We start from the raw sequence: 26,557 nt of genomic DNA, 5'->3' as shown, positions 1-26,557 counted from the left end.
CACAATGGGCAGCGACGGGGTTATCGCCGCAATCAGTGCGCTCGATTATCTGTTCGTGCCTATAAAGGCAGACCGCCTGGTGCTGGAAAGCACACTGAACTTTGCAACCACCATTAATGACCGGCTGATAAAAACCGGCGTATCCTCCCTGAAAAGGCTGTGCCTGTTTTGGAACATGGTGGACCGAAGGGAACGCACGGCCTTGTATGACATCTATCAGCAAGGATTCTCCCTGTTGGGGCTGGACTGTCTCCAAACACGCATTCCCGTGCGCAGTAACTTCACCAGAGACTTGTCCGCTACGGGCGGCCCCGTTTACCGGAGTACGCTGTTCGCTCCCGATGCGGCATTCACCAAAGAGTGCGGCTTCGATACGTTCATGGATGAAATCATATCTATACTTAAAACCGAATAGTCATGGCGAAGAAAACAAGCGGACAAAATCCGGTGGATGAAGCGTATCTGCGAAGCCTGATGGCGGGTGTTCCTTCGGAACCTCCTTTATCTCCGTCACCTTCTGTGACCGGAGAGAGCGACGAAAATAGAGAAACCGCTTTATCCGGTGAGAAGGGAAAAGCGGATAACAACGTGAATGAAACTGTAAGGTGTGTTCCTGATGTGGATGATACCGACTGTCCGGAAGTGATTGCGGTAAAACCGTCACCGAAAACGATACGCACGGCACTGGCCGACTTTATCCGCAGATTCCTTACCCCCTATAAATGCGAAGGCAGGCAGGGAGTGTATATCGACAAGGAACTGCACCAGAAAATATCGGTTATTGTCGGGATTGCGGGAAAACGGCAGCTGACGGTCGGCAACTATATAGATAATGTGTTGAAGGAACATTTCGAGAAACATTCGGAAGAGGTGAAGACCTACCTTCAAAAGAGTTATAACAAAATATTTTAGGTTATGGATATACAATCAGGTTACTATGAAGCCGGGATCGTTCTGTTCTGGCTGCTGTTCGCCTATCTGTTCATGGACAAGTTCCTGTTCAGGGGACAGCTTGGCGAGATATGCTTCGGGAAGGCACGCCGCCGCATGGCAAAAGCTCTGCGGGGTGCTGCCGGATGGTTCGACCCGGTGAAAGAGGACCAGAAGAAGGGACGCAAACGCACGAAAGGAAAAACAGAAAAGAAAGAGAGTCCGGCAGTGCTGGCAGCTGAAAAGAGGGACATGCCGGCTGTGAAAACAGAAGTGAGGAATAAAGAAAAGCAGGAAATGAAGGATAAAGAGAAGGCGGAAGGCGGGAATATGGAAAATTCACCTCAAAAACGGCCTGAAACGGACAGCCTTGTCGTTACAAAAAGCTACGGTACACGCCAACATCCGCCAATAAACGCCACCGATTCCGGGGCTATTGCGGGTAAGGAAAATGCCTCTACATTTGCTGGCAGAAACGAGGAAACAGTGTCACAACAGGCAGCACAAGTGCCGCCGGAGCGCATCCCGGAACTGTTCCGGGACAAGCGTGTGGAAGAGTGGCGGGCTTCTGAGGCCGACAGTTCCGGCAGGTTTGAGGATGATGAAGGACGGACTGGAAACAGTGACGACGTGGATACGGACGAACTGAATGAGGAACTGGAAGATTTGAACTGTGCCCGTGACGGTTATCCGGATGGCACAGCCGGTATCGGGCCGGAAGAGATTGACCTGATCATCGACTTGTGCAACGGCAAGGATATTCCTACGGACAAACGGCTGGCCCTTTTGAAGGCTATCCATCATATCAAGGATACGCAGATTGAGCGCTCGATACTGGAAAGTATCAATGGCAGCGACAGCCGTATCAGTAAATTTCTGGATGAAGCCGAACATTTGAATAAGGTTGTTCCGGACAGTAATTAACCGATTAAAGAAGGAGGTAACGATGGTAAGAGGTTATTTTGATACGGGTTGATAGCCCGTATCACTGTAAAGAGAGAGATTCGCTATGGCATGAATGACTGAATAAACCAACAAAGCATGTATATGACTTATTTCGATTCGGGATGACAAATTGATGTTCCCGCCTGATAAGAGGACATTCCCACCAGGAAGAGACAATTTCTTGAAGTAACTTACTTATAAAACAGAATGGCTATGACAAAAGGCTATTACGATTCGGGATGATTTGCATCCCCTTTTTAAGAGAGCATTAACACCCATGTTTCACCACTAAACCAAGTAACGATGCGAATGGCATATTATGACTCCGGCTGATTCCCCGCCGGAACTTACCCCCTGAACCAGTAAACCATAAAGCGGCTGCGGGCTGCCTTGTGGGGATAGTGAAAAGGGGCGGTCCGTGGCTTTTTTATTCATTTAAAAATCACGGAATTAATGAAAAAGAAAAGATTGATTATGATGCTTGCCGCCGTTGCGGCGGCAAGTGCGGCAATGGGCCAGGGTAACGGCTCTGCCGGTATCACGGAGGCTACCCAGATGGTGACATCGTATTTTGATCCCGGCACAAAATTGGCGTATGCGGTGGGAGCTGTGATCGGACTCGTGGGAGGGATCAAGGTCTACCAGAAGTTCAGTTCGGGCGATCCCGACACCTCGAAAACGGCAAGCAGTTGGTTCGGAGCCTGTATCTTCCTGATAGTCGCCGCTACCATTCTGAGGTCGTTCTTCCTCTAAAAAATTAAAAACAACAGTAACTTATGGCTGATTTTGAAATAAATAAGGGTGTGGGCCGTGAGGTGGAGTTCAAGGGACTCCGGGCGCAATACCTGTTTATCTTCGCTGCCGGCCTGCTTGCCGTATTTGTGATGTTCGTCATCATGTATATGGCAGGCATCGGCCAGTGAATCTGCATCGGTTTCGGGGTTTCGGCAGCTACCGTGCTGGTATGGCTGACCTTCACGCTGAACCGTAAATACGGCAGCCACGGGCTGATGAAACTGTTCGCGGCCCGGCAGCATCCCCGGAGAATCCTCTCACGAAAACGTATCACACGTCTGATTAAAGAACAACAATCGTAAATCATATGAGAAGTATATTAAAAGCATCCACACTGGAAAGCAAGTTCCCCATTATGGCGGTGGAACACGGCTGCATCGTCAGCAAGGACGCCGACATCACGGTCGCTTTCCGGGTCACACTGCCGGAAGTGTTTTCGGTATCATCCGCAGATTATGAGGCGATGCACGCCACATGAGCGAAGGCAATCAAGGTATTGCCGAATTTTTCAATCGTCCACAAACAGGATATTTTCATCACGGAGAAATATGAACCGGACATCCGCAGGGATGAATTGAGCTTCCTTTCCCGCAGTTTCGAGCGGCACTTCAACGAAAGACCCTACCTGCACCACACCTGTTATCTGTTCCTTACCAAGACCACAAAGGAACGCTCCCGGCAACAAAGCAACTGGAACACGCTCTGCCGTGGTTTTCTGGTGCCGAAGGAAATCAGGAACAAGGAAACGGTGGAGCGCTTCATGGAAGCGGTGGGACAGTTTGAAAGTATCGTCAATGACAGCGGGCTGGTAAGGCTGGAACGCCTCACCACGAAAGAGATTACGGGAACGGAAAGCGAACCGGGCATTATCGAGCGGTACCTCACGCTGTCGGCAGACGGAAGCCGTATGTTGCAGGACATGCAGCTGAACCCGGACGGGATGCGTATCGGTGACAAGCGGCTCTGCCTGCATACGCTCTCCGACCTCGACGACCTTCCGGGAAGGATCAGGACGGACGGGCGGTATGAGCGCCTCTCGACCGACCGCTCGGACTGCCGCCTGAGCTATGCCGCCCCCGTGGGCGTGATGCTCTCCTGCGACCATGTCTACAACCAGTGGATATTCATAGACGACAGTAGCGAGAACCTCTCCCGTTTTGAGAAGATGGCCAAAAACATGCAGTCGCTTTCCCGTTACAGCCGCAGCAACCAGATAAACAAGGAGTGGCTGGACGAATACCTGAACGAGGCACATACCAACGGATTGCAGTCCGTGCGCTGTCATTGCAACATCATCGCATGGGCGGAAAACGGGGATGAACTCCGAAGGGTGAAGAATGACGTGGGAAGTGCGCTGGCATTGATGGAATGTACCCCGCGTCATAACACGACCGACCTTCCGGCCCTCTATTGGGCAGGCATACCGGGAAACGAGGCGGACTTCCCCTCTGAAGAGACGTTCTACACGTTTACCGGGCAGGCGCTCTGCTTCTTCACGGCCGAGACATGTTACCGGAACTCGCTGTCCCCCTTCGGTATCCGTATGGTGGACAGGCTGACGGGCAAGCCGGTCTTTCTGGACATCTCGGACCTGCCCATGAAGAAAGGGGTGGTGACTAATAGAAACAAGTTCATACTCGGCCCCAGTGGAAGCGGAAAGAGTTTCTTTACCAACCATCTTGTCAGACAGTATTGGGAACAGGGAACCCATATCCTGCTGGTGGATACCGGAAACTCGTACAAGGGACTTTGCGACCTGATACATCAGAAGAGTGGCGGAGACGACGGGATTTATTTTACATACAAGGAAGATGACCCGATTTCATTCAATCCGTTTTTCACGGAGAATTACCAGTATGACATCGAGAAACGGGACAGTATCAAGACCCTGATACTCACTCTTTGGAAAAGGGAGGACGAACCTCCCCGACGCTCGGAAGAGGTGGCGCTGTCAAATGCGGTCAGCCTGTATATCGAGAAGATAAAGAAGAACCGCAAGATAAAGCCCAACTTCAACTCGTTCTATGACTTTGTAAGGAAGGATTACCGCAAGGTGCTGGCCGATAAGAACGTGCGGGAGAAAGATTTTGACGTGGACGGTTTTCTGAACGTGCTGGAACCCTATTACAAGAACGGTGAATATGGCTATCTGCTGAACTCGGACAAGGAACTGGATTTACTGAACAAACGGTTTATCGTATTCGAGCTGGACGTTGTGAAGGATAATCCCATCCTTTTTCCGGTTGTCACGATTATCATCATGGAGACGTTCATCAACAAGATGCGCCGTTTGCAGGGTATCCGCAAGATGATACTGATTGAGGAGGCATGAAAGGCAATCGCCAAGGAAGGGATGGCATCCTATATAAAATATCTCTTTAAGACGGTCAGAAAGTTCTATGGAGAGGCGGTTGTGGTGACGCAGGAAGTGGATGACATTATCTCTTCACCCGTTGTAAAAGAGACGATTATCAACAACAGCGATTGCAAAATATTGCTCGACCAGCGGAAGTATCAAAATAAATTCGACCAGATACAGAACCTGCTCGGCCTGACGGACAAGGAACGCAGCCAGATACTCTCGATCAACCTTGCCAATACCGCGAACCGGCTGTATAAAGAGGTCTGGATAGGGCTTGGCGGTACGCAGAGCGCGGTATATGCGACAGAAGTTTCGGGAGAAGAATATCTGTGCTACACCACCGAAGAGACTGAAAAACTGGAACTTACCCGGCTTACTGAAAAGCTGGGCGGAAACATAGAGTTAGCTATCAAACAACTTGCCGAACGTAAGCGGCAGGAAAAAAAGTAACCATTTTAAACATAGATGACAATGAACAAAAAGGATTTATTAAACCAATGCAGGGAAGCTCTCGGAGATGCGACCCTGACCAATCTGGATCTGTTGAACCTGATTGGGGAGATGAAGAAGGAACTGGAACATGACCGCATCTGCGGGCACTGAATGAACAAGGAGGGCGGTTCGTCGCTGACTGTCCGTAAATCCAACCATGTGACGGACGGCTTCAAGGGATACAAGGCCACGCTGTTTATCGGAGAAAAAAGTTATACTGAAATCAATATCCCGCTCCGAAAAGGTGACGACCTTTTCCTGCACGGGAACAGGGATGCCGGATGCATCGGGTATTTCAGTGGCAGCGAGGTATTGCTGTTCGGCAGTTACGGGCTGTTTGCCCGTGATGACGACAGCCGGTATTTACTTTCCAAAGAAAGGAGATAGATGCATGAAAAAGAAAATGACGATTCTGTTTATGGCCCTGTTGTCCCTTTCGGTGACAAGCAAGGCACAATGGGCGGTAATAGACCCCACAAACCTTGCCCAAAGCATCGTGAACTCGGCCAATGAAATCGTGCAGACTTCCACAACGGCACAGAACATGTGGAGTAACTTTCAGGAGACGGTGAAGATTTACCAGCAGGGAAAAGCCTATTACGACGCACTGAAATCGGTACATGACCTTGTGAAAGGTGCCCGAAAAGTGCAACAGACCATCCTGCTTGTAGGGGACATCAGCGATATTTACGTGACCAATTTCAACACGATGATGGGCGACCCGAACTTTACCGTGGAGGAACTCTCGGCCATCGCTTTCGGGTATAACCGGCTGCTCGAAGAAAGCAGCAATCTGCTGCTGGACTTGAAGGAAGTGACTACGGCTACCGGACTCTCGATGACCGACAAGGAACGGCTGGACATCATCAACCGGATATACGGTGAGGTGCTGGAATACAAGAACCTGACATGGTATTATACCCGCAAGAATATCGGAATATCATACCTGCGCAGCAAGAAGAAGGGAGACTCCCAGAGGGTACTCGCCCTGTACGGGACACACGAACAGCGTTACTGGTAATATACTAAAAAAACGGATTGACTATGGTATTACTATCAATAGACTGGACGAACCTGCATGAGCTGCTGCGTTCGCTTTACGATGAGATGATGCCGCTGTGCGAGGATATGGCAAGCGTGGCGAAAGGTGTGGCCGGTATCGGCGCCCTGTTCTACGTGGCCTACCGGGTGTGGCAGTCCCTTGCAAGGGCGGAAGAAATTGACGTGTTCCCGCTTTTCAGGCCCTTCGTGCTGGGACTTTGCATCATGTTCTTTCCCACTCTTGTGCTGGGGACCATCAACGGGATTCTTTCCCCCGTGTGCAGTGCGACTTCTTCACTGGTCGAACAGCAGACCTTCGACATGAAGAAGTATCAGGAAGAGAAGGACGAACTGGAACGGGAGGCGATGCTGCGTGACCCGGCAAAGGCCTTTCTGGTAAGCGACGAGGAGTTTGACAAGAAGATAGACGAACTGGGCTGGTCGCTGGGCGACATGGACACGATGATAAACATGTACGGGCAGAAGGCTGTGTATGACATGGGGGAGAAAGTGCGGCAATGGTTCCGGGAGCTGCTGGAACTGTTCTTTCAGGCCGCATCGCTACTGATAGACACGCTGAGAACTTTCTTTCTGATTGTCCTGTCCATACTGGGGCCGATTTCCTTTGCGCTGGCCGTCTATGACGGATTCCAGAGTACGCTCACCACATGGCTGTCGCGCTACATCTGTATTTACTTATGGCTACCGGTGGGTGACTTGTTCGGGGCTATCCTCTCACGCATACAGATCCTGATGTTGCAGCAGGACATCCAGCAGATGCAGGACCCGACATTCATACCGGACGCATCGAACAGTGTTTATTGCATATTCATGATAATCGGTATCATCGGTTATTTCTGCGTGCCCACGGTTTCCTCGTGGATCATTCAGGCAGGCGGTGCGGGGGCTTTCGGACAGAAGACCAACGGTGCCGGGAAGATGGCCGGGAACGGTGCGGCGGCAGTCGCTGGTGCGGTCGGTGGATCGGTAGCCGGACGCATCAAGAAAATGTTTTAAACGTATCACATTAAAAAACAGAAAAAACATGGAATTTAAATCATTAAAAAACATCGAGACATCGTTCCGGCAGCTACGGCTGTTCGGAATGGTATTCTTGGGAGTTTGCGCACTGGTAACGGTTTTCTCCACCTGAAAGGCATACGACTTTGCGGAAGCGCAGCGGCAGAAAATCTATGTGCTGGACAGCGGGAAATCGCTGATGCTGGCCCTCTCGCAGGATGCGCAGCAGAACCGCCCGGTAGAGGCGAGGGAGCATATCAGGCGTTTTCACGAACTGTTCTTTACCCTGTCACCGGACAAGAATGCCATTGAAAGCAATGTGCAGCGTGCCCTTTACCTCTCGGATGAAAGCGCCATCTGTTACTACCGGAACTTGCAGGAGAAAGGCTACTTCAACCGGATGATAGCGGGGAATATCTCACAGACCCTGACGGTGGACAGCATCGGGGGGAACTTTGACAGCTATCCGTACGAGATGAGGGCCTATTGCCGGCAGCACATCATCCGTTCGAGCAGCGTTACCGAAAGGTCGCTTGTCACCACTTGCCGCCTGAGAAATGTGACCCGGAGCGACAACAATCCGCAGGGTTTCCTGATAGAAGGCTTTACAATCATCGAAAACAGGGACATCGGACAGTATGAAAGATAACGGGCTGAAAAAGGTCTTCCAGTCGTTCAGAACGGGGAAAGACCGCCATATAGCAAAACTCCGCAGACGCTGGCAGCGGTTGAGTTACAGGCAGCAAAGGGTTATCATCCTTTACCTGCTCGGACTCTTCGCCGCCATCGACCTTGCCTACATCGTGGGCGGTTTCTGCGGGACAGACAAATTTCCGATTGAGGTGCGGCATCTCCAAAGGGTGGCGCTTCCCCGGACGGACAGTATCCAACCATTCAAAAACAATGTATCCAATGAAACAATCCGATAAGAAAGAAGAAGTAAAGGAAAAGGAGACGCTGAAAGCGGAGCCGGTATCCCAAAAGGAGAAAAAGTTAAGCGGCAAGACCGCCGGAAAGCTGAAATTTTATGGAGCAGTGGCATTCCTCTCCCTGCTGTGTGCCGGATTTATCTTGTTCCTTTTCAAACCGGATGCGGCTGACACGGTGGAAGGGACAGCGGGCATCAACACCACGATACCCGACGCTATCGCGCCCGAAACGATGGTCGACAAACAGAAGGCTTACGAACTGGAAGAGATGAAGAAACGCAGGCAGGAGAAGGTAAGAACCTTGCAGGACATGGCCGGCGATTTGACACCGGACACACCGGACGGGCTGAAGCCGAAAGAGGACACACCGAAAGCGGATGCTATCCGGGAGTCTAGGGAAAAGCAACGGCAGATTTCAAGGCAGATCACCGCGTTCTATCAGGAACCGAAGGAGAGTCCGAGGGTGGACGAACTGGAACGGCAGGTGAAAGAGCTTAATGAAAAACTGGAACGCGAGCGCAAGGGACAAGACCCGCTGGAACTGATGGAGAAGTCGTATGAAATGGCGGCACGCTATTTCCCCGGACAGACGGGCGGGCAGGTGAAGAACATACAGCCCGCGGACGGCACGGGCAGTTCATCGGGTAATCCTGCGGCGATAGTCGCAGGACGTGCCACGGAGAATGTGGTCTCGTCGCTGGCCTCGCCTCCGCTGCCGGATTCAATCCCACGCAATTATGGTTTTGCCACTGCCGTAGGAGGCGGACAGCTTGCCGGAGCCAATACGATACGGGCCTGCGTGGCCGAAGACCAGACGGTGACTACCGGGGCATGACTGAAATTCCGATTGCTGGAACCGCTGCAAGTGGGCGGCGTGCTTGTACCGGCCAACACCCCGTTATACGGTACGGTGCGTATCGAGGGGCAGCGGATGGCGGTCACGGTGAAATCCATTGAAAGCGGCGGCAATATCCTGCCGGTGGAACTGGCGGCATACGACATGGACGGGCAGGCCGGGCTTTTCGTCCCGAATACCGCAGAGCGTACTGCCATGAAGGAAGCCGCCGCCAATATCGGGGGCAGTTTCGGGACAAGCATCTCGTTTGCACGCAGCGCCTCGCAACAACTTGTCATGGACGCGACAAGGGGCGTGCTTAGCGGCGGATCACAATACCTCGCCACAAAGATGCGTGAGGTGAAGGTGGCCGTGAAAGCGAATTATCAACTTTTATTCATATCCAAAAAACAGTAATCAGATGAAGACAAGAATTATTTTATCAATAGTCATGCTTTTCTCCCTGCTGGGGGCAAAAGCGCAGGAGGCGGTGGAAACAAAGATATTTCCCACCAACCAGATTATCGCACCGCACCGGATTGAGGTGACTTTCCAGAAAACCGTGCATATCCTTTTCCCTTCCGAAGTGAAATATGTGGATCTGGGTTCGTTCGACATCATAGCGGACAAGGCGACGGGAGCGGAAAACGTGGTACGCATCAAGGCAGCGGTAAAAGGCTTTGAGGGGGAAACAAACTTCTCCGTCATCACTGCCGACGGCTGTTTCTATTCCTTTAATGTGGTTTACAAGGACGAACCGGCACAGCTCTCTATCGAGATGGAGGACTGGCTCCGGGACAATCCCGAAGGCGGCATTGCCGGTGACCGCATGTTCGTGAAGCTGAAGGAACTGGGCGGGGAAACACCACTGGTGGTGAACCGCATCATGTACACGCTGTATAAGAAGAACAAAAGGAACATCAGGCATATCGGCTGCAAGAAGTATGGCATACAGACGCTGCTCAAAGGGATTTATATCAATAACGACCTGCTGTACCTGCATACTTCCGTGCGCAACAGTTCGGACATATCGTTTGACATCGACTATATCCGTTTTAAAGTCATCGACAAGAAAGTGGCCAAGCGTACGGCCATGCAGGAGAATTTCATCGAGCCGGTAAGGACATACAACCGCCTGGTGACGGTAGATGGAAAAGCCACGGTGCGCAATGTGTTCGTACTGCCCAAACTGACACTGCCGGATGACAAGCTGCTGGTGGTGGAAATCTATGAGAAGGGCGGCGCACGGCACCAGTCGTTCCGCATAGAGAACACCGACCTTGTGGCGGCAAAACCTGTCAGTGAACTGCATTTGAAGTAATAACCCCTATAATATATAATTGTATATGCAAAGAATGCTATTCATATTGGCGTTAGCCGCGACGTTGCTCTTCGGAGCGGACAAGGCATATGCGCAGCGTGACCTGCCGGGGCAGACAGGCATACAGTTTACAACAGGGGGAGTGAATCATTTCCTTTCATGGAAGAGCGGTGGTGAGCGTCACTACTTCACCTCGCTGGCCTTTACCCGTACCAATCGTAACCGCACCTATTGGCAGTACGGTCTGGACTATCAAATAAAGGAGTACACCTATGAGAACAAGGCAATACCGAAAGCGCAGTTCACCGGGGAACTCGGCTACTTCATCCCCGTATTGTCGGACAAGAGGCGGAACGTCTGCTTCCGTATCGGGCTTTCTGCTTTAGGCGGCTTCGAGACAGTCAATTGGGGAACCTCCCTGCTTCCCGACGGGGCGGCAGTGACCAATGGGAACAGTTTTATTTATGGCGGCGCCCTCACGGCAGCTTTCGATGTCTATCTGACAGACCGGATCGTCCTCCTGCTGCAAGTCAAGGAAAGGGCATTGTTCGGGACGGATGCGGGGAATTTTCATACACAGATAGGGCTGGGTGTCCGTTTTGTCATCAACTAACGAAAAAAGAAAGGAGAAACAATAAAATGAAAAACGTAATCTATATATGTATAGGCGCACTGGTTGCAGTGCTGGCATTCGGTTCATGTAACGATGAGATAGACATCCGGCAGGACTATGATTTCAGTCTCTCGTCATGGTATCTGCAAAAGCAGATTGCTACGGATGAAACGGTGGAGATACGCTTTTATCTGGACCGTGAAGGGGACTATGAAAAGGCAGAGTATGAAATCGGCTACATTCAGATGGAAGGCAAGGGAGAGGTGACGGACTGCGAAGGCGTGAAACTCGTCAATCGGGAAGTGAGGCCGCTGGCAGAAGTGCCGAGGCTGGATGCGGAAAATCCGGTGAGGCAGGTATTCACTCTCTTTTACCGCTCGACAAGTGCCAAACGCTCGGAACTGAAATTCTTTGTCCGGGATAATTTCGGACGGGAAAGTGAACTGACAGTGACGTTTGACGTGGAAAGCGGTACGGCAGAAAAATAGCTGTTATCAGTACCTATCAGGAAGTACGGCGGGGCATCCCGCCGTCTCTTGTTTTATGAAATTTGCTTAATGAAAATAAATGAATAAGTAATTGTTCCGGATTGCGCAAAATTTGTTTCTATATTTAGCCGGAAGTTAATAAATTAATCATATACGCATGAAAACAACACTCAGAATATTCCGCATCATCAGCAAGTTGTTGCTGATGGCCTATGTCACGATAGTGAATTTTGTCTTTATTACGGTGTTTTACGCATTGCTGCTTTCTATCTTGCGCCATATATGGCCTGCATACATACCGGGTCTGTTTGATGAGGGGCTGGTTCCCTATTTAGTCAATACGTTACCGTACTATCTTTTACTGCTATTCATCCTTTATTCCATTTCTCCGCTTAATGTGTGGATGCTACGCAGAAAAGAAGGGTATCGTCCTTTGAACAGTTCCGACCGCATGAGGCTGGAACGGTTGCTTTCGGAAATGGGTGTGAACCGGAAACTGAAACTTTATCGTAACAATGACGCGCGGGTAAATGCCGCCGCATTCGGTTTCAACACGATAGGATTAACAGGTGGAGTACTCGCCACCGCTTCGGATGAGGAACTGAAGGGCATCATCAGCCATGAAGTGGGACATATTTCCCATTACGACTTTGTCTATCAAGTGCTTTTATTCTCGATGGAGTCGTTCGGTTACCGCTGCCTTTACGGTATATTTCTTATTCCGGCTTTGATATTCGGGATAATCGGCAGCATGGTGTTTGCATTAGTTCCGGCATTGGGTTTTGTGGGTGAACTTATAGCGAAGATATGGTGGGCCGTTTATAAACTGCTTCATCGGATTATTTACGGTATCAGCCGGATAGCTGACGTGAATATCAATAAATATGCCGAGTACCGTTGCGACACGTATGCCGTGCGTTATGGCTGCGGCGAAGGACTGCTTTCTTTCCTCCGCCGGTTGAAAAGAACGGAAGACGTTTACAGTGAACGCCCGACTTTTACCGAATATATTATGAGTACGCATCCGTCAACCGAAAGACGGATTGAACGGCTGGAAAAACTGCTGTAAGGTACGGGAAGGCATATATGCCTATATCATTTTACGGATATTGGTATAGGGAATACCAGACGCACGCACCTGCCCGATTTCCGGACAAAGGTCATTATAATAACAGATGATATGGCAACCGGACAGCACCTTTACGGTGTTGCCTTTTTCAGAAAGTTGTTCTTTGCTGTCCGCCTGCTTTATCAAATCGTCGTATAAGGCACAGTACAGCCTGTCGGTATCTGCCGGAAAACCAGTTTCCGGTATAACTGCCGAGAGGATTATCTCCGGGCATCTGCCCGTATCGCGCAGCATGACTATCGTATCCGCGCCCAACAGTCCGATATAGGAATGTAGATTGCAGGTGAATGTGCGGCAGCCATCACTATAAAGCGAAAGGATGATCCGGTAGAGTTCCATCCGGATTTTGTCTTCCCTGAAGTAGTCGTATTTTGTTGTCTTTTCAATGGTACAGCCTGTTATGGCAACGTTCTTGTTGTACATCTTGCTATGATTTTTTAATTAATACCTTGTCCGTAACTTCCTGCTATGTACCGGACAGAAAAAAGCACGGTACTTAACAAGTCTGAACACAGGCACGACCAAGCGCCTCGCAGGAGACGAGTTAAGCCCGTGCCATAAGTGTACGACAAGGACCTTACCCGTTTATCCTCCTGCATTAAAATTGGTCGTTTCGTGTTCGGGAATAAACAGCTAAAAGCTATTCTAATATGTTATCATTCAATTATTTCTAATCTTATAATATTCTTGATTTTATATTCAACTACGCAAAAGTAGAAAAAAGCCGGGCAATCACGTAAGGATTGCCCGACTTTTTTAAGGGAAGCTGTTCAGGTGTGGGGTATGGCAGGTCAATCCACCGGTTCGCCGCCATAGCACAGGCGGCAGATGTCCTTGTGGATTTCACGCATGATGTCCAGTTGCATCCGTTTGCTGATATGACGGTTCTCGGAACGCATGAACAAACGGTTTTCAATCAGACTGCAAAACTTCGTGCCTTCCTTGCTTACAATGCAAATGATTTGATTTTCGAGGAAAAAATCCGTATCGGTGGAATATTCCACATTCGGGGAGATTCTTATGTATTTCATATATTCACGGTTTGGATGATAATTACGGTGGCGGTGTGGGTGGGGTCGTCCGGCCCTGCCCTCTGTTCTTTCAAGACGGGGAAAAATATGTGCCGGCTGATAGTTTCCGGCACATGAAACAGTTACCCGCATACGAACAGTTCATCTACATTCTTTCCCGATAAACGGATAAGCCTATCTTCGTACCTATCGTATAACTTGTTAAATTCATCTTGATATTTAGAATGATATGTCCCTCCTTTAGTCATCAGTTGTTCGGGTAATTTCTCGTATTTATCTGCCAGTTCCTTTTCTGCCAAAGAACACGCAAATTGTTTGATGGTATCAATTATTTCTTCTTTCTCCATAATGTTACAATCTTATAGGGTTAAATTAAAAATCGGATTGGATATTGAAAGGTGAAAAATTTCACCTTTCAATATTATACATTCAAGCTGCCTTATCATCATGGGGCAATGAAGGGGATACTTTTTGCTTTTCATCCTTTTTTGCTGCCGCCTTTTCCGCTTTCTTCATCTCCTTTATCCTCTCTCCCAAACGTTCGTGCCTTTTCTGATATTCTTCCTCGTGGGTGGCTTTGGCAAGTCCGTACTGGTCGGGGAAGTGCATGTTTGCGAAGTCCCTTAACAGTTTGGATGCACTGTTGTCTCCGTAAGCGTTCTCACAAAGAAAATGGTTGATAAAATCACGTTTGATGACCGTCCTTTGCACGTCCGTCAGTTTGGCTACAATCTTCATGCGCTGCTTCTCGTCTAACGGCATCGGCTGGTCTTTGATACCGCAAAGCGGATAATGCTTTCTTTGCAACCAAGTCAGTATGATGAAATAAAGCATTCCGTCCTCGTACTGTGTAAACGGACTTTCGGGATAGTCATTTTCACGGACAACTTTCTTTGTGTCGGCTACAATCTTTTCAACGGAAAGTTGCTTGAAACGCTTGTCCCGTTCCTGCAATGTCTCAATGGTGACGGGGGCGGTTTCCTTCCTGTTTATCTCCACGTAGCAAAGTTCGGGTTCTGTCTGTCCCACTTTGACATATGTCTTTATCCTGCCCTCTTCCTTTTTACGGTTGAGTTCTTCCACCTTTCGGGTGTATTCCTCGTTTTTCTGTTCAAAGGTCTGTACCGCTTGTTCATACTCTGTCGGTTCGGTGAACTGCTCCTTTTGCGGTGCTACGGGTGCTTTGGGAAATTCCCTTGCCGACACGTTGTAATCGAAATCTTTGATTTCATGCCCTTTCTTGTCCAATTTTTGGAGTGCCGTGTCGTTACGGCTTCCGTAATAAGGTCGGGCGATCACCAACTTTGGGTCGGATTTCAGAAGTTTCTCCGTTTCCTTTGCCACATGCGCTGCGTTCTTGGCTTCCAGACATTTGCGGTTGGTACAATGTCCGCATCCGTTATGCTCGGCAAAAAGGTTATAATTCGCTGCGTTGTGTACACACGCCTTACATTCCGTCTTGTCGAACTTGTATTGTTCAAGGTCGGTGGTATAGCATTTCTCAAAATGCTTTCTAAAAAGGTTCAATGTGTATCCCGTCCAATTATCTCCGCTGTCTTCCTTGAGGTGTTTCTCGTAAACGTCTTTTTGGATATTGGGTTCATAGGTGCTTATTTCCTCGGCTACGCTGACGGTGATTGTTTCATTGTCCAGCAGTTCACCGATAGGCGCATACAGTTCGTTCAGTTTCAGACGGGTATAGATATACTTTTCACTCCGTCCGAAACGGCTGACAAGTGAATACATATCATACCTGCCCTTTTCAAGCAGGCGTTTGAACGCTTTCGCTTCTTCGGTGGGGCGCACCTGCTCACGCTGTAAATTTTCACTTAGTGACATATCCTCCGCTTCATTGTCTGTTACATTATTATATATAGTTGCCTTTATCGTCTTTGCTCCTGCAAGCAATGAGGCACGGTAGCGGCGTTCACCGTAGATGATTTCATAATCTCCTGCCGTGCGTGGACGTACCGCAATGGCCTGCAAAACACCTACTTCCCGAATGCTGTCGGCAAGTTCCTGCAAAGAAGTGTCATTGAAGGTCTTGCGGTGGTTGTCTGCGCTCGGAAACACGGCTGTAATGTCAAGGTCGGTTTCGGCTGTAGCCGTTGCAAGCGGTGCTTTAAGCGTGGTTTGCTGCGGTGCTTCTTCCAGAACGGTGGGAACGGTTGCCGTTTCGGGTGCTTCCGTTATTCCGGCAGTCGTGGGCATGTTTTGCGGTGAAAGTAATATCATCGGTTTGGGGATGATTGCCAAAGCGGTTACTTTTACTGCCGTTTCTTTCTCTGATTTCTGAACGCTGTTCATTTTCTGTACTTTTTTGTTCATTTTCATAATGATAAGTTTTTAAATGTTGATAGTTAATTGAATAGTTTTCCGTCCGAAAGGTATTCCCAATTGTTGGCGTTACTTTCTTCCGTGAAGTATTCCAATGTTTGGGTACTCTCCATATCATCCCGACAAGCACGGAAAAAGCTGTCGAGACAATCGTTCATAAGGCTGTCAAACGTGACTGTTTCGGTGGGCGATTCCAAAAACTTATAAATCGGATCGAGAATACAGTCATCTATGTAATAGCCCGTAAGGGGGCAACAGGTATCTACAAGTATTCTGCTTTTTCTGCCTTTCCTTCCGTTCCAATAGAATTTGGGCGTATATAGGTCGCTCCAATGGTTGTTTGTCAGATAGGTTGCCAACCGCCAGCCGCTTAACTTGTCTATATAGTCTTTCTGCCTGCTCCGATAGTCATAACTATAATGGATTTCATCATATCTCCAATGACCGCACACAATGCCGAAGCATTCGCAAAAGGTATCGAGCGTTTTACGGTTCTCGTCCGTCCAACCGTAAAAGTATCGGTTGCATAACCATTCGTTATGTGCCTTTTCTTTGGCTTCCCCGGATAACTCGGTTATCTGATAAAGGGTATATGTTCTTGTTTCTGTTCTCATATCATCGTATGTTTAGAAGTTCTTTGATAATATGGCGGATTGCTCCGCCATACTTTGTGTATAGTCATGCGTGGATGCACGCTGCGAGCGTCTCACGTACTTTCTGTTCCTGCTTCCTGCTGTAAATCCACCCTGCACGCCTTTCACCGTTGTAGGTGAGGTTTGCACGGAACAGACCGTTTAAATCTTTCAATACGTCCTTTATCGGCTTGGTGTCCCCGAATACGGCTATCGCCTTTTCGCTGTACTCCACAATTTCAATATTGAGCGTTGAGAGGTCTGCGGATGTTGTCGGCTGCTGCGTTTCGTCTTCCCTTTGCGGTGCTTTTAGACAAATGTTGGCTTCATCCCCTGCGGTGCGGGCGTATCTCTCCATGAACTTTCCAAGGTCGTAAATCGGCTCTTTTGAAATCGTCCAACCGCTGTACTTGTTGCGTCCCAAATACATGCCGTCCCCCATGCTGTAATTTTCACGGTGCTCGTATTCCTTGTTGTTCTCTGCCAAATAAGCCGTTCCCTCAAAATTGACGGCATACTTGCGCATCTCTGAAAAGAGGTTGCGTGTATGGGTGGAAAAGCCTAAAATCACGGTTCTTTCTATACGGTAGTCGTAGTAGTCCGTATAGCTGTCGCACTCGCTCATCCGTAGTTCACCGATAATCACGGCTTTTGCATCCGACGGGATAAGGGGGCGCAGGCGTTCCGCACCGATTTTTGCGGTGCGTTCGTTCCTCTGCCGTTCTTCCTCCGCTTTTCTGTCATCCTCCGTTTTCTTCTCCGTTGCCTTAGTGAGTAAGACTGCGGTTTCCAACGGATCTAAAAACTTGGGGTTCGCATCATCGTAATAGATGCCTATCCCGAATTTTTCCGACAAAGGTCGGATAAGGTCGGAAGTGTGAAATTCGTAGGTTCGTAAGTTGATAAGATGATAGGTTATTCCCCACTTGCTGCGGCTCACTTCATACACTACATAACTGTCGTAGCTGTAGCCTTCCAATACTACCACTTGATTGACTGAAACGGTCTGTTCGTCTCTGTTGTAACTTCTGTTCGCTCTTAATAAATGTACGTTGTTCATAATGAGTTGTTTTTTAATGATTAATATTTCGTTTCAGAGTATCACGCATAAAAGGATGATGAAAAGGGCAAGCACGAAAAGAGAGAGGAAAGAGGAAAGGATGCGCCATACGGCACGGATGAGGAAACCCACCACCGCCAAACCTGCCAACATGGGCAGAATACCGCCTAAACCCGTCACCACACCACCCACGAAGGCACACATGAAACGCATCGCCACATACGCAATGAAACCGACCAACGACCACTTCACCAAAATTTTTATGCCGGTTGGAGCGGAGCCGAAGCCTCGTTTCAAATCTTGCTGTATTTCCGTTCTCTTTTTCATAACATTGACTTTTTTTTTATGCCTTGTCGGTGGCTTCACCTTGCTCGTTTCAGGGGGCAGATACGGACGGGGAGAAAATATGCAAGGCTTTTGGTGAAAAATTTTCAACCGCCCCGCTGGACGGATTGAAAAATTTTCGCCAAAACCCGGAGGGCGCGAAGCGGCCTTGCAGATTTTTAGGGGCCCGGACGTAGCTTCGCACCCTGAACCATGCAAGGGGAAGTCATGACGGGGTAATAAAAATGAGGAAATTGTTATATCGGGAAAAAGAGATAAGGAAATATGGCAAGATTCAAAAAACCGTGCTGACAGGAATAAACATTCATTTCCTCTCTAAAATTCTACGATATATAAAAAATAAGGGAAATTACAAGGATGTAATTCCAAATGACTAATATACATGCTAAGAAAATGCGGAAATGTCCTATTTTAAAAACAAAAAAGCTTATTCAGCGACTTGCGGATAGAAGAGAGACTACCGCAATAATGATGAAAAAATACATAACACAAGGAACAACCTGCTGATATGGGGGAACTTTGGGATTATATGTTTCATCAGGCAAAATCAAGTTTATGTATATGGATATGTGATGAAGAAACTGTTTTATTTTCTAAAAGAATCAGACTTTGATAAGATACTGTTTTCGTTGAATACAAATCGGATGGTATTGAAATATGCATACCCCCAAAAACACTTGCGTTACTTGATACCCTAAGCAGTGCAAACTGATGAACAGTTCCAATATCAACCACCTAAGATATCTTACCAGCCATAACAGCTTTTGCAAATTACGGACTGAAAGTATATTTTATTATAGAAAAGAAAAATGTATTGTAACAGTTAATGCTTAAAATATTTGTATAACATCAAGAATAAACTAGCCTACTCTATTTTAGTACGCATATATTGTGCAGGCGTCATTCCCGAAATCTTGACAAAAGCCCTGTAGAATGTGCTACGGCTGTTGAAATTGGCCTCTTCGGCAATCGCATCGACTGAGAGATAGGGCTTTTCTTTCATTAGTTTGATAGAATACTCTATTTTCAGGCTGTTCAGATAATCGTTGAAATTGTCGGAGTCCGCATATTTCCGCAACAGGGGGCTGAGGTCATTCTTGTTGATACCTGCGACACGTGTTAAGTCGTCACGACCGAATCCGGGTTTCAAGAAAAGCTTCTGTTCGACAAGCAGGCTTTCCATCTTCATGAAACGGGCATAATCCTCATCGCTTTTCGTCTCCGAAACTTCCACCTCCGTTTCCGTAACGGTTGCAGATGTCTCCTCCTCCAGCTGGCCGGCTTCGCCTCCTTCCGTTGTTCCATGGGTGTCCTTGGGTTGTGCAAACACCTTTCGCAACTCTTCACGTTGTGCCAGCAGTTCATCTATCTGTTTGGCTGCAATGCGGTTACGTTTCTTTGTCTTTTGCAAATTCACAAAAGTCGTCCAAAGGATGATAAAGAGCAGAACCGTCAGGACACACGACGCTGCCAGCAGAAGCATACGCCGTTCAGACAAGGCATGGGCTTTGGTCAACAGCAACTCTTTCTCTTTCAGCTCGAACTTAGAAGCGAACTCTTGTGCCTTGCTCTTGCTCTCACGGGTATAAATGCTGTCTTGCACCACCCAGCCACGCAGGGTGAAGGCGTCGGCCAAGTCGAAACGTTTCATTCCACGGCTGGCACGCGCACGATAGTTGAGCAAAATCAGATATTCATAGCTTACGGTGTCATTCGTAAAAGCGGAAAGACATGTGTCGCTCAGATCAGCCGCTTCCACATATCGGTTGACTTTCAGAAGATAAGGTACACTATACTGTTTTCCGGTAAGGGTTTGCGAAAAGCCGGTAGACAGGTATTTCCTGAATATTTCCGCCGCCTCTTCTTTCTTCCCTTCATCGTGCAACAACACGGCCATTTTGGCATAAAGGAACCCATACTGCTGGTCAATATACCCCGGAGGTGGTCCGGGAAGCCCGCTCATGCGCTGTATAAGGGCCTCACGGCGGTAGCCTATTCCAATGGCCTCTGCTATCCGGTCACGGTTGATATGGAAGGACATGTAGTCACCATAAATAGTCGAGAGACGGGACATCTCACGTACGTTCTCAGTATCTTCCAGCAGCTTCACTGCCTGTTCAAAGTACTCCTGTGCCTTTTCGTCGTTTGTCATGCCGATGCTGACGCACGCCATAGCGGAGTACATTTCTGCTTCTTCTTGCTTGTTCGACAGGCTGCGTGCCAGCTCAATACCTTCCTGACACACGCTGATGCACTCCTCATACTGGTCCAGCCTTGTCAGGATATTCGCCAGCATCACTATGGATGAAAGTTTGCGCTCCGGCACCATACATACCGAATCGTTTTGCAACGAACGGCGCACACACTGTTCCTTAGCTGTCAAGTCGTGCTTGATTTCATAACACATGGCCCGCAACAGGTCGATCCGGAAAGGTGCGATGCCGGAAGCCGGGCTTTCCTCCGCTTCGTCCAGCAGCCGCAACGCGCTGTCCGGATTATTTACATATATGGAACGAACCGTGCGTTCGGTCAGCAGGCTGTCGGGAACGGCAGCACCCGCACGAAAAGTATCAACCGCCCAAAGGAGGAGGAATGCCAGGAAACAACTTAATCTCATTTTTATCCTATTTAAAAAACAGCGGCAAATGTAATAAATCGGCTTGACTAAGCCAAAAGAGGCTCTCTGCGACCGGATAGTTTTTCGCTCTGTTTTCCGGTTTGAACTAGCATTGAGTATCCGTCATAACAAACTATATATCAACGTGTACAGACAATTTGAGATATACTTGGACAATTTGCGACAAACCCTTTCGGACAGTTCGCCTATTTTTGTCCAAGTAAAAAAACATCCCGAGTCATTATGAAACGAAGCTGGTTACCATTCAGACAATTCTTTTCTATGGACACAGATATTGTGCCCATTATCCAAATAGTCTCCACAATCATCTCCTTGGTAATTGTGGTGGTGTCTATTGTCTTTTTAGTGGTTGGATAATGTGCGGGAATGATACGAAAGCAATAAAACAATAAGAAGTAAAACAAATACTAATCAAAAAAAGAATCAAAAATGAAAAGAAGTAATTTATGGAGAAGTGTATCTGCCCTGTTGATGGCAGGTTGTATCTGTTGCACCATGCCGTCATGCAGCGATGACGATGCACCGGTAGTCATTGAAGCCGCACAGCCGACCGCATCCGATTATGAACTGAATGAAGCGGGCGAGGTTGCCTTGGAATTTGAAGTAGTCCCCGGAGACGCCCAAGTAGATGAGGTGACGATCGTAGGAGGAAACAGCGCGTTCGAATCAAAAGGTTTCACATCCAAAGGAAATGGCAAATGGGTATTGAATGCCAAAGTAACCGACTTTACACAAATCAAGCAAGACAACGCCATTACTCTGTCCATAGCCCAGACCGGTGGAACACCCAGCAACGTCTTGTTTTCCGTGTACGACCCGTTTGCCATCGAAAACAAGTTCCAACTGGAACAGCCCAAAGGGTTCAACTACTACAGTGCCGACAAAGAAAACTTGTATGCAACCGGCCTTCCGGTAGCCCTCAAGCCCCTGCTGCCGGAAAACCTCGACCTGATCGATACAGAAAACATCAAGGTGGTTGACGGAACTCCATCCCATCCGATAGGCGTTGCCCACTTCATCAAAACTCCTTTGGAAGGCGAGGTTGGTTTCACACTGAGGATAAATCCCGAAAAGCTGGAAGAGGTGCAGAAAGCCATCCCGACATTCAGTCCGCTTGACTTCAATGTGCAGCTCACTTCCAAGAACAACCGTGTAGCCATCCTGCCGCTGACAACGACAGCTTGCACACCGCTGACAACCGTTGAAGACGACGCGCTGACCGTGTCGACAGCCGAACTGAGCAACCCGGACTTCGAAAAAGAATTCGACATCGATGTAACCCACAAACTCAGACACATCGGTATATTGGAAAAGACGAATTTCGAGGCGGTAGAGATGGGCTTGCTGAATGAGAAAGGCGAACCGGTGGACGACGCGCCTTTCATCGTGGGCTTGTTCGACACAGATGCCAACGGCAATACCAAATGTAGCGTGAGCCTGATGGGAGATGCTGAATTCAACTACGCTCCGGGCACCTACTACTACGTACAGCGTTGCAGCCAACCTTGGAAATACAACGGCAAGACATACAACCCTGTTTGTGCCGACATGAGATTCAAAATCGTCATCAAGTAAACGGATTACCAAAGGATGAAACAATTCTTTGATACGGATTGGTGGAAAAACACGACCGGATGTACGGTGGGTACCATAATCGGTATCCTCCTCACATTCGGGACGAGTTTCCATTTGGAGAACCGAAACAAAGCGGAGATGGCACGGAAGACCGTGCTGCTCACCTTGCACAACCTGGACGCATCCACCCGGAACATGCAGACGCTCTTGGACGAGTTGCAGCAATACGACACACTTTTCACACGGGTCGCTTCCCTGATGCCCGACCGCTTGGGAGAGATGGGAGACGACTCGCTGCGAATATTCATCAACGCCTTCGGATCACGCCGGTTGCTGATGACGGATCACACCACGAGCAGCATCTTCTCCAACAGTTTCGAAGTATGGCAATGCCTGGACGATGAGAAGGTGATCGGACGGATAGGCAACTGTTATAGCGTGTTGGAGGTGTGCAACGAAGAGTACAAGAGGATGGAAGCATTGCGTATGAAAGCCTTTCAAGCATACTGGGGCGAGTGTCCGCCTATGGACTACCCGGACGTTGAAAAAGCGGCAAAGGCGCTCCTCATGCGGAACGACGTGCGGTATGTGTTGCAAATACATCCCAACATCACGCAAATGTTGAGAAACACCCACGACATTGTCTGCCAGTTGAACGAGCGTAACAAACAGGTGCTCCGCATCACACAGGAAGAGTTGGATGAAGCCGGGAAACTCTTGGAGAAAAACTCCTACGACATTGATTCGGATGACATGAAGGCTACAGAAAACAATTTGAACGAAAACGAAGGAAACGAATAAAACAACAATGAATAGAATAAAAGTAAATATATGGATACTGGCCACCCTGTTGGCCTTGCTGACCGCCTGCCGCGACGAGGCGGATGATGTGATACAACCCGGCATACTAGAAGGTAAAAATACGCTGACCGAACAGTTTGACATCATTTGGAGCGGAATCAACCAGAACTATGTATTTTGGGAGGTAGACCCGACCGATTGGGATGCCGTCTACACCCAATACCGCCCGCGCTTTGAAGAGCTGGACAAGAAGGACACCGTACCTACTGCCGACTTGCAGAAACTCTACGAGGAGGTATGCGGCACGCTGATCGACCATCACATGGGTATCAAGGTGAAAAACCTGAAGCCCGCCCCCGGCGATCAGACGAATATCGTCGCTGTCCGTCCCGGCGTAATGGAAGTGTCAAAACGGGAAGACTTCCAGCCGGAGATTCCCCGCAAAGGTTTCCAAGTGTATCGCGACAAGCTGAAAGCAGCGGGGCGCATCACAAACGACTACGAGTTCGTCAGCAGCAACCCCAATGCCGACTTGGACCATCTGTTTACCTACATCATTGACAACGACATTCTCTATCTGAGATTCAGCAGCTTCGCAATCATCGAACAGATATCTAAAGCGAACAATCCGGAGAATACCGAAGCACGTGAAGCGACGGAGGTCTATTGTGAATATATGAACCAACTCGTGTTCAACCAGGAGATCAAAGGAGTCATCGTCGATGTGCGCAACAACGGGGGAGGCGCTTTGTGGGATATGTTCACCGTACTGGGACCGCTGCTGAAGGAAGACACACATGTGCTCGACACAAAGACTAAGATGGGACTGGGACGCTTGGACTACGGCGAATGGAATCCCTTCAATGCACAAGTTACCACACAGCGGCAAGTAGGAGAAATGCTTGACTGGGATGAAGAACTGCCCGAAACCGACTGCATCGGCGACCGGAAGTTAGTGTTGCTGACAGACAATTGGTCGGTGAGTATGTCGGAAATGACAACAACAGCAGTCAAGCAACTGCCTTACGCCACGGTGATAGGCCAGCGCACGTTCGGCGGCCTTGGCCCCTTGACTACTAACAACCATACCTCCTTTTCCGGACAGTTTGGCGACAGGAGTTTAGAAAAAACAAGCTACTTTGTTTATACCAGCACATGGATGTCGCGCACACACGATGGCGAACAGCTGGAAGGCATAGGGATAACTCCTGACATTATGGTAGAACAAGATGGGGAACGGTTTACCCAACAGCACATAGACGACCAGCTGGAATACGCCATCAACTTCCTGCATGGCAAGAAATAAGAGAGCGACATGACATTGTATAACAACTGATAAGAAAGAAAATATGAAACAAAACAAATGGATAATAACCGGTCTGCTGTTCTTAGCTGCCATCTTCCTGCCCGACCAAGCAGCCGCGCAATGGAAAGTAGGGCTAAACGCCGGATATACCTATAACAGTTATAGCATCGACACACAATATGCCTACGACTTCAACTATGACGGCCTGGGCGGTCTGACCGTGGGTATCCCTGTGGAATATGGCATTCTGGATTGGCTGGCGGTACGTGCCGACCTCACTTACCTGCAAAAAGGACATACCATGTCTCGCGCCTACAACCCCACCTACCGCGACCGCCGCGACCATTACCTCGCGCTGCCCGTGATGGCACGCTTCTCTTTCGGGGGTGAAAAGGTACGCGGATTCCTCCATGCCGGAGGTTACATGGGCTACTGGGCGAAAAGCCGGGTGCAGGGTATGGAGGAGAGCAACAGCTCCATACTGGATGACTTGTTGGCAGATAAAGACCCGGGCGTTTTCGTGGCTTACGACCATAAATACGAGTTCAACTCCAAGCGCGACAACCGTTTCGATGCCGGACTGGTAGGCGGTGTAGGTCTATCTTACCGCATCCGCCCTCATATCGAGCTGGAAGCAGAAGGCCGTTGCTACTACGCGCTAACCGCCATCACCAAGGATTACATGAAGCACACCAAACAACCGCAATACAACACTACTTTCGCCTTGCAGGTCGGAGTGAAGTATTGTTTTTAAAGAATAAGGGGCAAGTCTCCTAAAAGCAAAGAGTTATGAACAGAACATCTATTTTCCGTTTTCTCACCTTGATGGTACTATCCATCTGTCTCACGCAGCCGGTAATGGCTCGTGGGGCTGAGCGGAACGCCGACGCACCGGTGTCGCTGACGATACAACAGGCGGGACACATGCCCAACGGCTCGCTATTCAACCCCACACTGCAGTTGGAAGTGAAGGCGCCGGCTCCGCTCCCTGCCGACGAGGCGGTGCTGATGCTCCGCGTGTATCGCCAAAGCGAACAAGCACCTTTAAGCAAGCAAGACATCTACCTGACCGGGGCGGCAGAAGGAATCAACCGTGCGCTGCATGCGCCATCCGCCACTTGGGCAGACCAGGTGACACTGTCGCCGTTGGCAGGCGGAACACGCCATTATTACACCTTCTCCCTCGTGACCAACCGGAAGGAGTACTTCAGCAACACCGTGACGGGCGACATCCCTGCCCTGCCCGAAGCACAGACGAAGGCCGAGGGTGAAATACGCACCCTGCCCGTAGTATTCCACCTCTTTAACCATCCGAGCTTGCCCCAAATCCGCTTCGATGCCGAAACGGTGCGCGAATGGATAGCAGCCGCCAACGCCGTGCTGGGCAATGCCGCCGCGACAGCCGGACTGACCGACACCCGTGTGCGGTTGGAAGCTGCCCGGCAAGCACCCGACGGCACAAAGTTGACAGAAGCCGGCATACACCGTAGCAGCGACGCGCCCGTAATCTGTTTCGACGGTCGCGCGGATGCGTTGAATCTGGAGCATCCCGACCTGTATTGGAACCCGGATGCCTACCTCAACGTCGTTATCGTGCCTTTTGCGCTAACTGCCAGCAACTTTCTCGGGCAATATCCGCAATTTCCCGAAGGTTGCCAGCTCTCCGGTTGCCATACCGTAAATCAACCCACGCTGCCCCATGTTGTCTACATCAACAGCTTGGTGGAACCCATACACGGGATTTCCTTTTTCCTGACCGTACTGGGTTCTTACTTAGGACTGACAGAGGAACAGAGTAGCGGTGTCTACGGACTCGACCCATCGAGAAACACCCATTTAGGATGCACACCGCAGCAGGTGGAAAGAATCGAATATACGCTGAAGCATGCTTGGAACACAGCTGGTTCAACTAAATAAACCATGTAGTATTAA

The 26,557-nt window shown here is 49.1% G+C and carries 28 protein-coding genes and 3 pseudogenes; 23 read left to right on the top strand and 8 right to left on the bottom strand.

The genetic code is table 11. The annotated features are described in order from the left end of the window. Positions 1-4 precede the first annotated feature (4 nt). The 18 genes and pseudogenes from K429_RS0104830 (at position 5) to K429_RS0104740 (ending at position 12,840) form a co-directional block, all read left to right on the top strand. Positions 5-415, top strand: a complete 411-nt coding sequence (locus K429_RS0104830) for a ParA family protein (protein ID WP_010801601.1) — start codon at positions 5-7, stop codon at positions 413-415. 2 nt (positions 416-417) lie between these two features. Further along, complete coding sequence (locus tag K429_RS0104825; RefSeq protein WP_010801602.1) at positions 418-912, top strand: DUF3408 domain-containing protein; 495 nt, start codon at positions 418-420, stop codon at positions 910-912. Positions 913-915: 3 nt separating this feature from the next. Continuing rightward, positions 916-1,854: a hypothetical protein gene (locus K429_RS0104820; RefSeq protein ID WP_025726207.1), complete on the top strand. Its 939-nt coding sequence runs from the start codon at positions 916-918 to the stop codon at positions 1,852-1,854. A gap of 474 nt (positions 1,855-2,328) precedes the next feature. Next, positions 2,329-2,628: a DUF4134 domain-containing protein gene (locus K429_RS0104815; RefSeq protein ID WP_010801604.1), complete on the top strand. Its 300-nt coding sequence runs from the start codon at positions 2,329-2,331 to the stop codon at positions 2,626-2,628. 23 nt (positions 2,629-2,651) lie between these two features. Then, a pseudogene (locus K429_RS29740) lies at positions 2,652-2,972 on the top strand (DUF4133 domain-containing protein). Between the two features lie 5 nt (positions 2,973-2,977). After that, positions 2,978-5,482 (top strand): annotated as a pseudogene (locus tag K429_RS29735) (TraG family conjugative transposon ATPase). Between the two features lie 21 nt (positions 5,483-5,503). Further along, on the top strand, positions 5,504-5,635 hold the full coding sequence (locus tag K429_RS31135) for a hypothetical protein (RefSeq protein WP_010801608.1): 132 nt from the start codon (positions 5,504-5,506) through the stop codon (positions 5,633-5,635). Next, positions 5,636-5,911 (top strand): hypothetical protein, encoded by a 276-nt coding sequence (locus K429_RS0104790; protein WP_010801609.1) that lies wholly within the window; start codon positions 5,636-5,638, stop codon positions 5,909-5,911. Between the two features lie 4 nt (positions 5,912-5,915). After that, positions 5,916-6,545 carry a DUF4141 domain-containing protein gene (locus K429_RS0104785; RefSeq protein ID WP_025726205.1) on the top strand — a complete coding sequence of 210 codons (630 nt, stop codon included), beginning with the start codon at positions 5,916-5,918 and terminating at the stop codon, positions 6,543-6,545. Positions 6,546-6,568: 23 nt separating this feature from the next. Further along, positions 6,569-7,582, top strand: a complete 1,014-nt coding sequence (gene traJ / locus K429_RS0104780) for a conjugative transposon protein TraJ (RefSeq protein ID WP_007655455.1) — start codon at positions 6,569-6,571, stop codon at positions 7,580-7,582. Between the two features lie 28 nt (positions 7,583-7,610). Then, positions 7,611-8,234 (top strand): annotated as a pseudogene (gene traK / locus K429_RS28415) (conjugative transposon protein TraK). Between the two features lie 79 nt (positions 8,235-8,313). Further along, the gene (locus K429_RS0104770) at positions 8,314-8,514 is read left to right on the top strand and encodes a hypothetical protein (protein WP_231501809.1); all 201 of its coding nucleotides are present in this window, start codon (positions 8,314-8,316) and stop codon (positions 8,512-8,514) included. After that, positions 8,498-9,349 (top strand): conjugative transposon protein TraM, encoded by an 852-nt coding sequence (locus K429_RS0104765; protein ID WP_025726203.1) that lies wholly within the window; start codon positions 8,498-8,500, stop codon positions 9,347-9,349. The genes K429_RS0104770 and K429_RS0104765 overlap by 17 nt, the downstream gene beginning before the upstream one ends. Before the next feature lie 12 nt (positions 9,350-9,361). Further along, complete coding sequence (traM, locus tag K429_RS30590; protein ID WP_025726202.1) at positions 9,362-9,766, top strand: conjugative transposon protein TraM; 405 nt, start codon at positions 9,362-9,364, stop codon at positions 9,764-9,766. A 4-nt stretch (positions 9,767-9,770) separates the two neighbouring features. Further along, positions 9,771-10,670, top strand: a complete 900-nt coding sequence (gene traN, locus K429_RS0104755; protein ID WP_025726201.1) for a conjugative transposon protein TraN — start codon at positions 9,771-9,773, stop codon at positions 10,668-10,670. Positions 10,671-10,689: 19 nt separating this feature from the next. Then, entirely contained in the window at positions 10,690-11,283 is a 594-nt protein-coding gene (locus K429_RS0104750) for a conjugal transfer protein TraO (protein ID WP_025726200.1), read from the top strand. Positions 11,284-11,309: 26 nt separating this feature from the next. Further along, positions 11,310-11,771: a TraQ conjugal transfer family protein gene (locus K429_RS0104745; RefSeq protein ID WP_010801615.1), complete on the top strand. Its 462-nt coding sequence runs from the start codon at positions 11,310-11,312 to the stop codon at positions 11,769-11,771. A 157-nt stretch (positions 11,772-11,928) separates the two neighbouring features. Next, complete coding sequence (locus tag K429_RS0104740) at positions 11,929-12,840, top strand: M48 family metalloprotease (protein WP_010801616.1); 912 nt, start codon at positions 11,929-11,931, stop codon at positions 12,838-12,840. Positions 12,841-12,861: 21 nt separating this feature from the next. Here K429_RS0104740 and K429_RS0104735 read toward each other — a convergent pair whose 3' ends face one another. The 8 genes from K429_RS0104735 to K429_RS0104685 form a co-directional block, all read right to left on the bottom strand. Then, on the bottom strand, positions 12,862-13,323 hold the full coding sequence (locus K429_RS0104735) for a hypothetical protein (protein ID WP_025726199.1): 462 nt from the start codon (positions 13,321-13,323) through the stop codon (positions 12,862-12,864). A 368-nt stretch (positions 13,324-13,691) separates the two neighbouring features. Next, the gene (locus tag K429_RS0104730; RefSeq protein WP_025726198.1) at positions 13,692-13,931 is read right to left on the bottom strand and encodes a hypothetical protein; all 240 of its coding nucleotides are present in this window, start codon (positions 13,929-13,931) and stop codon (positions 13,692-13,694) included. 122 nt (positions 13,932-14,053) lie between these two features. Further along, complete coding sequence (locus K429_RS0104725; protein WP_025726197.1) at positions 14,054-14,278, bottom strand: hypothetical protein; 225 nt, start codon at positions 14,276-14,278, stop codon at positions 14,054-14,056. Positions 14,279-14,360: 82 nt separating this feature from the next. Beyond that, positions 14,361-16,265 (bottom strand): ParB/RepB/Spo0J family partition protein, encoded by a 1,905-nt coding sequence (locus tag K429_RS0104720; protein WP_025726196.1) that lies wholly within the window; start codon positions 16,263-16,265, stop codon positions 14,361-14,363. A 26-nt stretch (positions 16,266-16,291) separates the two neighbouring features. Beyond that, on the bottom strand, positions 16,292-16,882 hold the full coding sequence (locus tag K429_RS0104715) for a hypothetical protein (protein WP_010801619.1): 591 nt from the start codon (positions 16,880-16,882) through the stop codon (positions 16,292-16,294). 64 nt (positions 16,883-16,946) lie between these two features. Further along, positions 16,947-17,960: a hypothetical protein gene (locus tag K429_RS0104710; protein ID WP_010801620.1), complete on the bottom strand. Its 1,014-nt coding sequence runs from the start codon at positions 17,958-17,960 to the stop codon at positions 16,947-16,949. Between the two features lie 33 nt (positions 17,961-17,993). Then, positions 17,994-18,287 carry a hypothetical protein gene (locus K429_RS0104705; protein WP_007655476.1) on the bottom strand — a complete coding sequence of 98 codons (294 nt, stop codon included), beginning with the start codon at positions 18,285-18,287 and terminating at the stop codon, positions 17,994-17,996. 883 nt (positions 18,288-19,170) lie between these two features. Next, the gene (locus K429_RS0104685; RefSeq protein ID WP_025726195.1) at positions 19,171-20,922 is read right to left on the bottom strand and encodes an AraC family transcriptional regulator; all 1,752 of its coding nucleotides are present in this window, start codon (positions 20,920-20,922) and stop codon (positions 19,171-19,173) included. A gap of 450 nt (positions 20,923-21,372) precedes the next feature. Here K429_RS0104685 and K429_RS0104675 point away from each other — a divergent pair, with 450 nt between their 5' ends. The 5 genes from K429_RS0104675 to K429_RS0104655 are packed head-to-tail and all read left to right on the top strand — an operon-like array spanning position 21,373 to position 26,542. Next, positions 21,373-22,518 carry a hypothetical protein gene (locus K429_RS0104675; protein WP_025726194.1) on the top strand — a complete coding sequence of 382 codons (1,146 nt, stop codon included), beginning with the start codon at positions 21,373-21,375 and terminating at the stop codon, positions 22,516-22,518. Between the two features lie 15 nt (positions 22,519-22,533). Continuing rightward, positions 22,534-23,319: a hypothetical protein gene (locus tag K429_RS0104670; protein ID WP_025726193.1), complete on the top strand. Its 786-nt coding sequence runs from the start codon at positions 22,534-22,536 to the stop codon at positions 23,317-23,319. Between the two features lie 7 nt (positions 23,320-23,326). Then, a complete protein-coding gene (locus K429_RS0104665) occupies positions 23,327-24,625 on the top strand; it encodes a S41 family peptidase (RefSeq protein WP_025726192.1) in 1,299 nt (432 codons plus the stop codon). 43 nt (positions 24,626-24,668) lie between these two features. Then, positions 24,669-25,379, top strand: a complete 711-nt coding sequence (locus K429_RS0104660; protein WP_025726191.1) for a porin family protein — start codon at positions 24,669-24,671, stop codon at positions 25,377-25,379. 35 nt (positions 25,380-25,414) lie between these two features. Continuing rightward, on the top strand, positions 25,415-26,542 hold the full coding sequence (locus K429_RS0104655) for a hypothetical protein (protein WP_025726190.1): 1,128 nt from the start codon (positions 25,415-25,417) through the stop codon (positions 26,540-26,542). The last annotated feature ends 15 nt before the right edge of the window (positions 26,543-26,557 follow it).

The sequence above is a fragment of the Bacteroides sp. 14(A) genome (assembly GCF_000526555.1).
GTDB lineage: Bacteria > Bacteroidota > Bacteroidia > Bacteroidales > Bacteroidaceae > Bacteroides > Bacteroides cellulosilyticus.
The sequence above is the reverse complement of the archived record's forward strand: the minus strand, read 5'-3'. Positions and strand labels throughout refer to the sequence as shown.

Bases quoted from the DNA above. Each gene is read 5' to 3' on its own strand.
- K429_RS0104830 (WP_010801601.1), top strand. From the start codon at position 5: ATGGGCAGCGACGGGGTTATCGCCGCAATCAGTGCGCTCGATTATCTG.
- K429_RS0104825 (WP_010801602.1), top strand. From the start codon at position 418: ATGGCGAAGAAAACAAGCGGACAAAATCCGGTGGATGAAGCGTATCTG.
- K429_RS0104820 (WP_025726207.1), top strand. From the start codon at position 916: ATGGATATACAATCAGGTTACTATGAAGCCGGGATCGTTCTGTTCTGG.
- K429_RS0104815 (WP_010801604.1), top strand. From the start codon at position 2,329: ATGAAAAAGAAAAGATTGATTATGATGCTTGCCGCCGTTGCGGCGGCA.
- K429_RS31135 (WP_010801608.1), top strand. From the start codon at position 5,504: ATGAACAAAAAGGATTTATTAAACCAATGCAGGGAAGCTCTCGGAGAT.
- K429_RS0104790 (WP_010801609.1), top strand. From the start codon at position 5,636: ATGAACAAGGAGGGCGGTTCGTCGCTGACTGTCCGTAAATCCAACCAT.
- K429_RS0104785 (WP_025726205.1), top strand. From the start codon at position 5,916: ATGAAAAAGAAAATGACGATTCTGTTTATGGCCCTGTTGTCCCTTTCG.
- traJ (WP_007655455.1), top strand. From the start codon at position 6,569: ATGGTATTACTATCAATAGACTGGACGAACCTGCATGAGCTGCTGCGT.
- K429_RS0104765 (WP_025726203.1), top strand. From the start codon at position 8,498: ATGAAACAATCCGATAAGAAAGAAGAAGTAAAGGAAAAGGAGACGCTG.
- traN (WP_025726201.1), top strand. From the start codon at position 9,771: ATGAAGACAAGAATTATTTTATCAATAGTCATGCTTTTCTCCCTGCTG.
- K429_RS0104745 (WP_010801615.1), top strand. From the start codon at position 11,310: ATGAAAAACGTAATCTATATATGTATAGGCGCACTGGTTGCAGTGCTG.
- K429_RS0104740 (WP_010801616.1), top strand. From the start codon at position 11,929: ATGAAAACAACACTCAGAATATTCCGCATCATCAGCAAGTTGTTGCTG.
- K429_RS0104735 (WP_025726199.1), bottom strand. From the start codon at position 13,323: ATGTACAACAAGAACGTTGCCATAACAGGCTGTACCATTGAAAAGACA.
- K429_RS0104730 (WP_025726198.1), bottom strand. From the start codon at position 13,931: ATGAAATACATAAGAATCTCCCCGAATGTGGAATATTCCACCGATACG.
- K429_RS0104725 (WP_025726197.1), bottom strand. From the start codon at position 14,278: ATGGAGAAAGAAGAAATAATTGATACCATCAAACAATTTGCGTGTTCT.
- K429_RS0104720 (WP_025726196.1), bottom strand. From the start codon at position 16,265: ATGAAAATGAACAAAAAAGTACAGAAAATGAACAGCGTTCAGAAATCA.
- K429_RS0104715 (WP_010801619.1), bottom strand. From the start codon at position 16,882: ATGAGAACAGAAACAAGAACATATACCCTTTATCAGATAACCGAGTTA.
- K429_RS0104710 (WP_010801620.1), bottom strand. From the start codon at position 17,960: ATGAACAACGTACATTTATTAAGAGCGAACAGAAGTTACAACAGAGAC.
- K429_RS0104705 (WP_007655476.1), bottom strand. From the start codon at position 18,287: ATGAAAAAGAGAACGGAAATACAGCAAGATTTGAAACGAGGCTTCGGC.
- K429_RS0104685 (WP_025726195.1), bottom strand. From the start codon at position 20,922: ATGAGATTAAGTTGTTTCCTGGCATTCCTCCTCCTTTGGGCGGTTGAT.
- K429_RS0104675 (WP_025726194.1), top strand. From the start codon at position 21,373: ATGAAAAGAAGTAATTTATGGAGAAGTGTATCTGCCCTGTTGATGGCA.
- K429_RS0104670 (WP_025726193.1), top strand. From the start codon at position 22,534: ATGAAACAATTCTTTGATACGGATTGGTGGAAAAACACGACCGGATGT.
- K429_RS0104665 (WP_025726192.1), top strand. From the start codon at position 23,327: ATGAATAGAATAAAAGTAAATATATGGATACTGGCCACCCTGTTGGCC.
- K429_RS0104660 (WP_025726191.1), top strand. From the start codon at position 24,669: ATGAAACAAAACAAATGGATAATAACCGGTCTGCTGTTCTTAGCTGCC.
- K429_RS0104655 (WP_025726190.1), top strand. From the start codon at position 25,415: ATGAACAGAACATCTATTTTCCGTTTTCTCACCTTGATGGTACTATCC.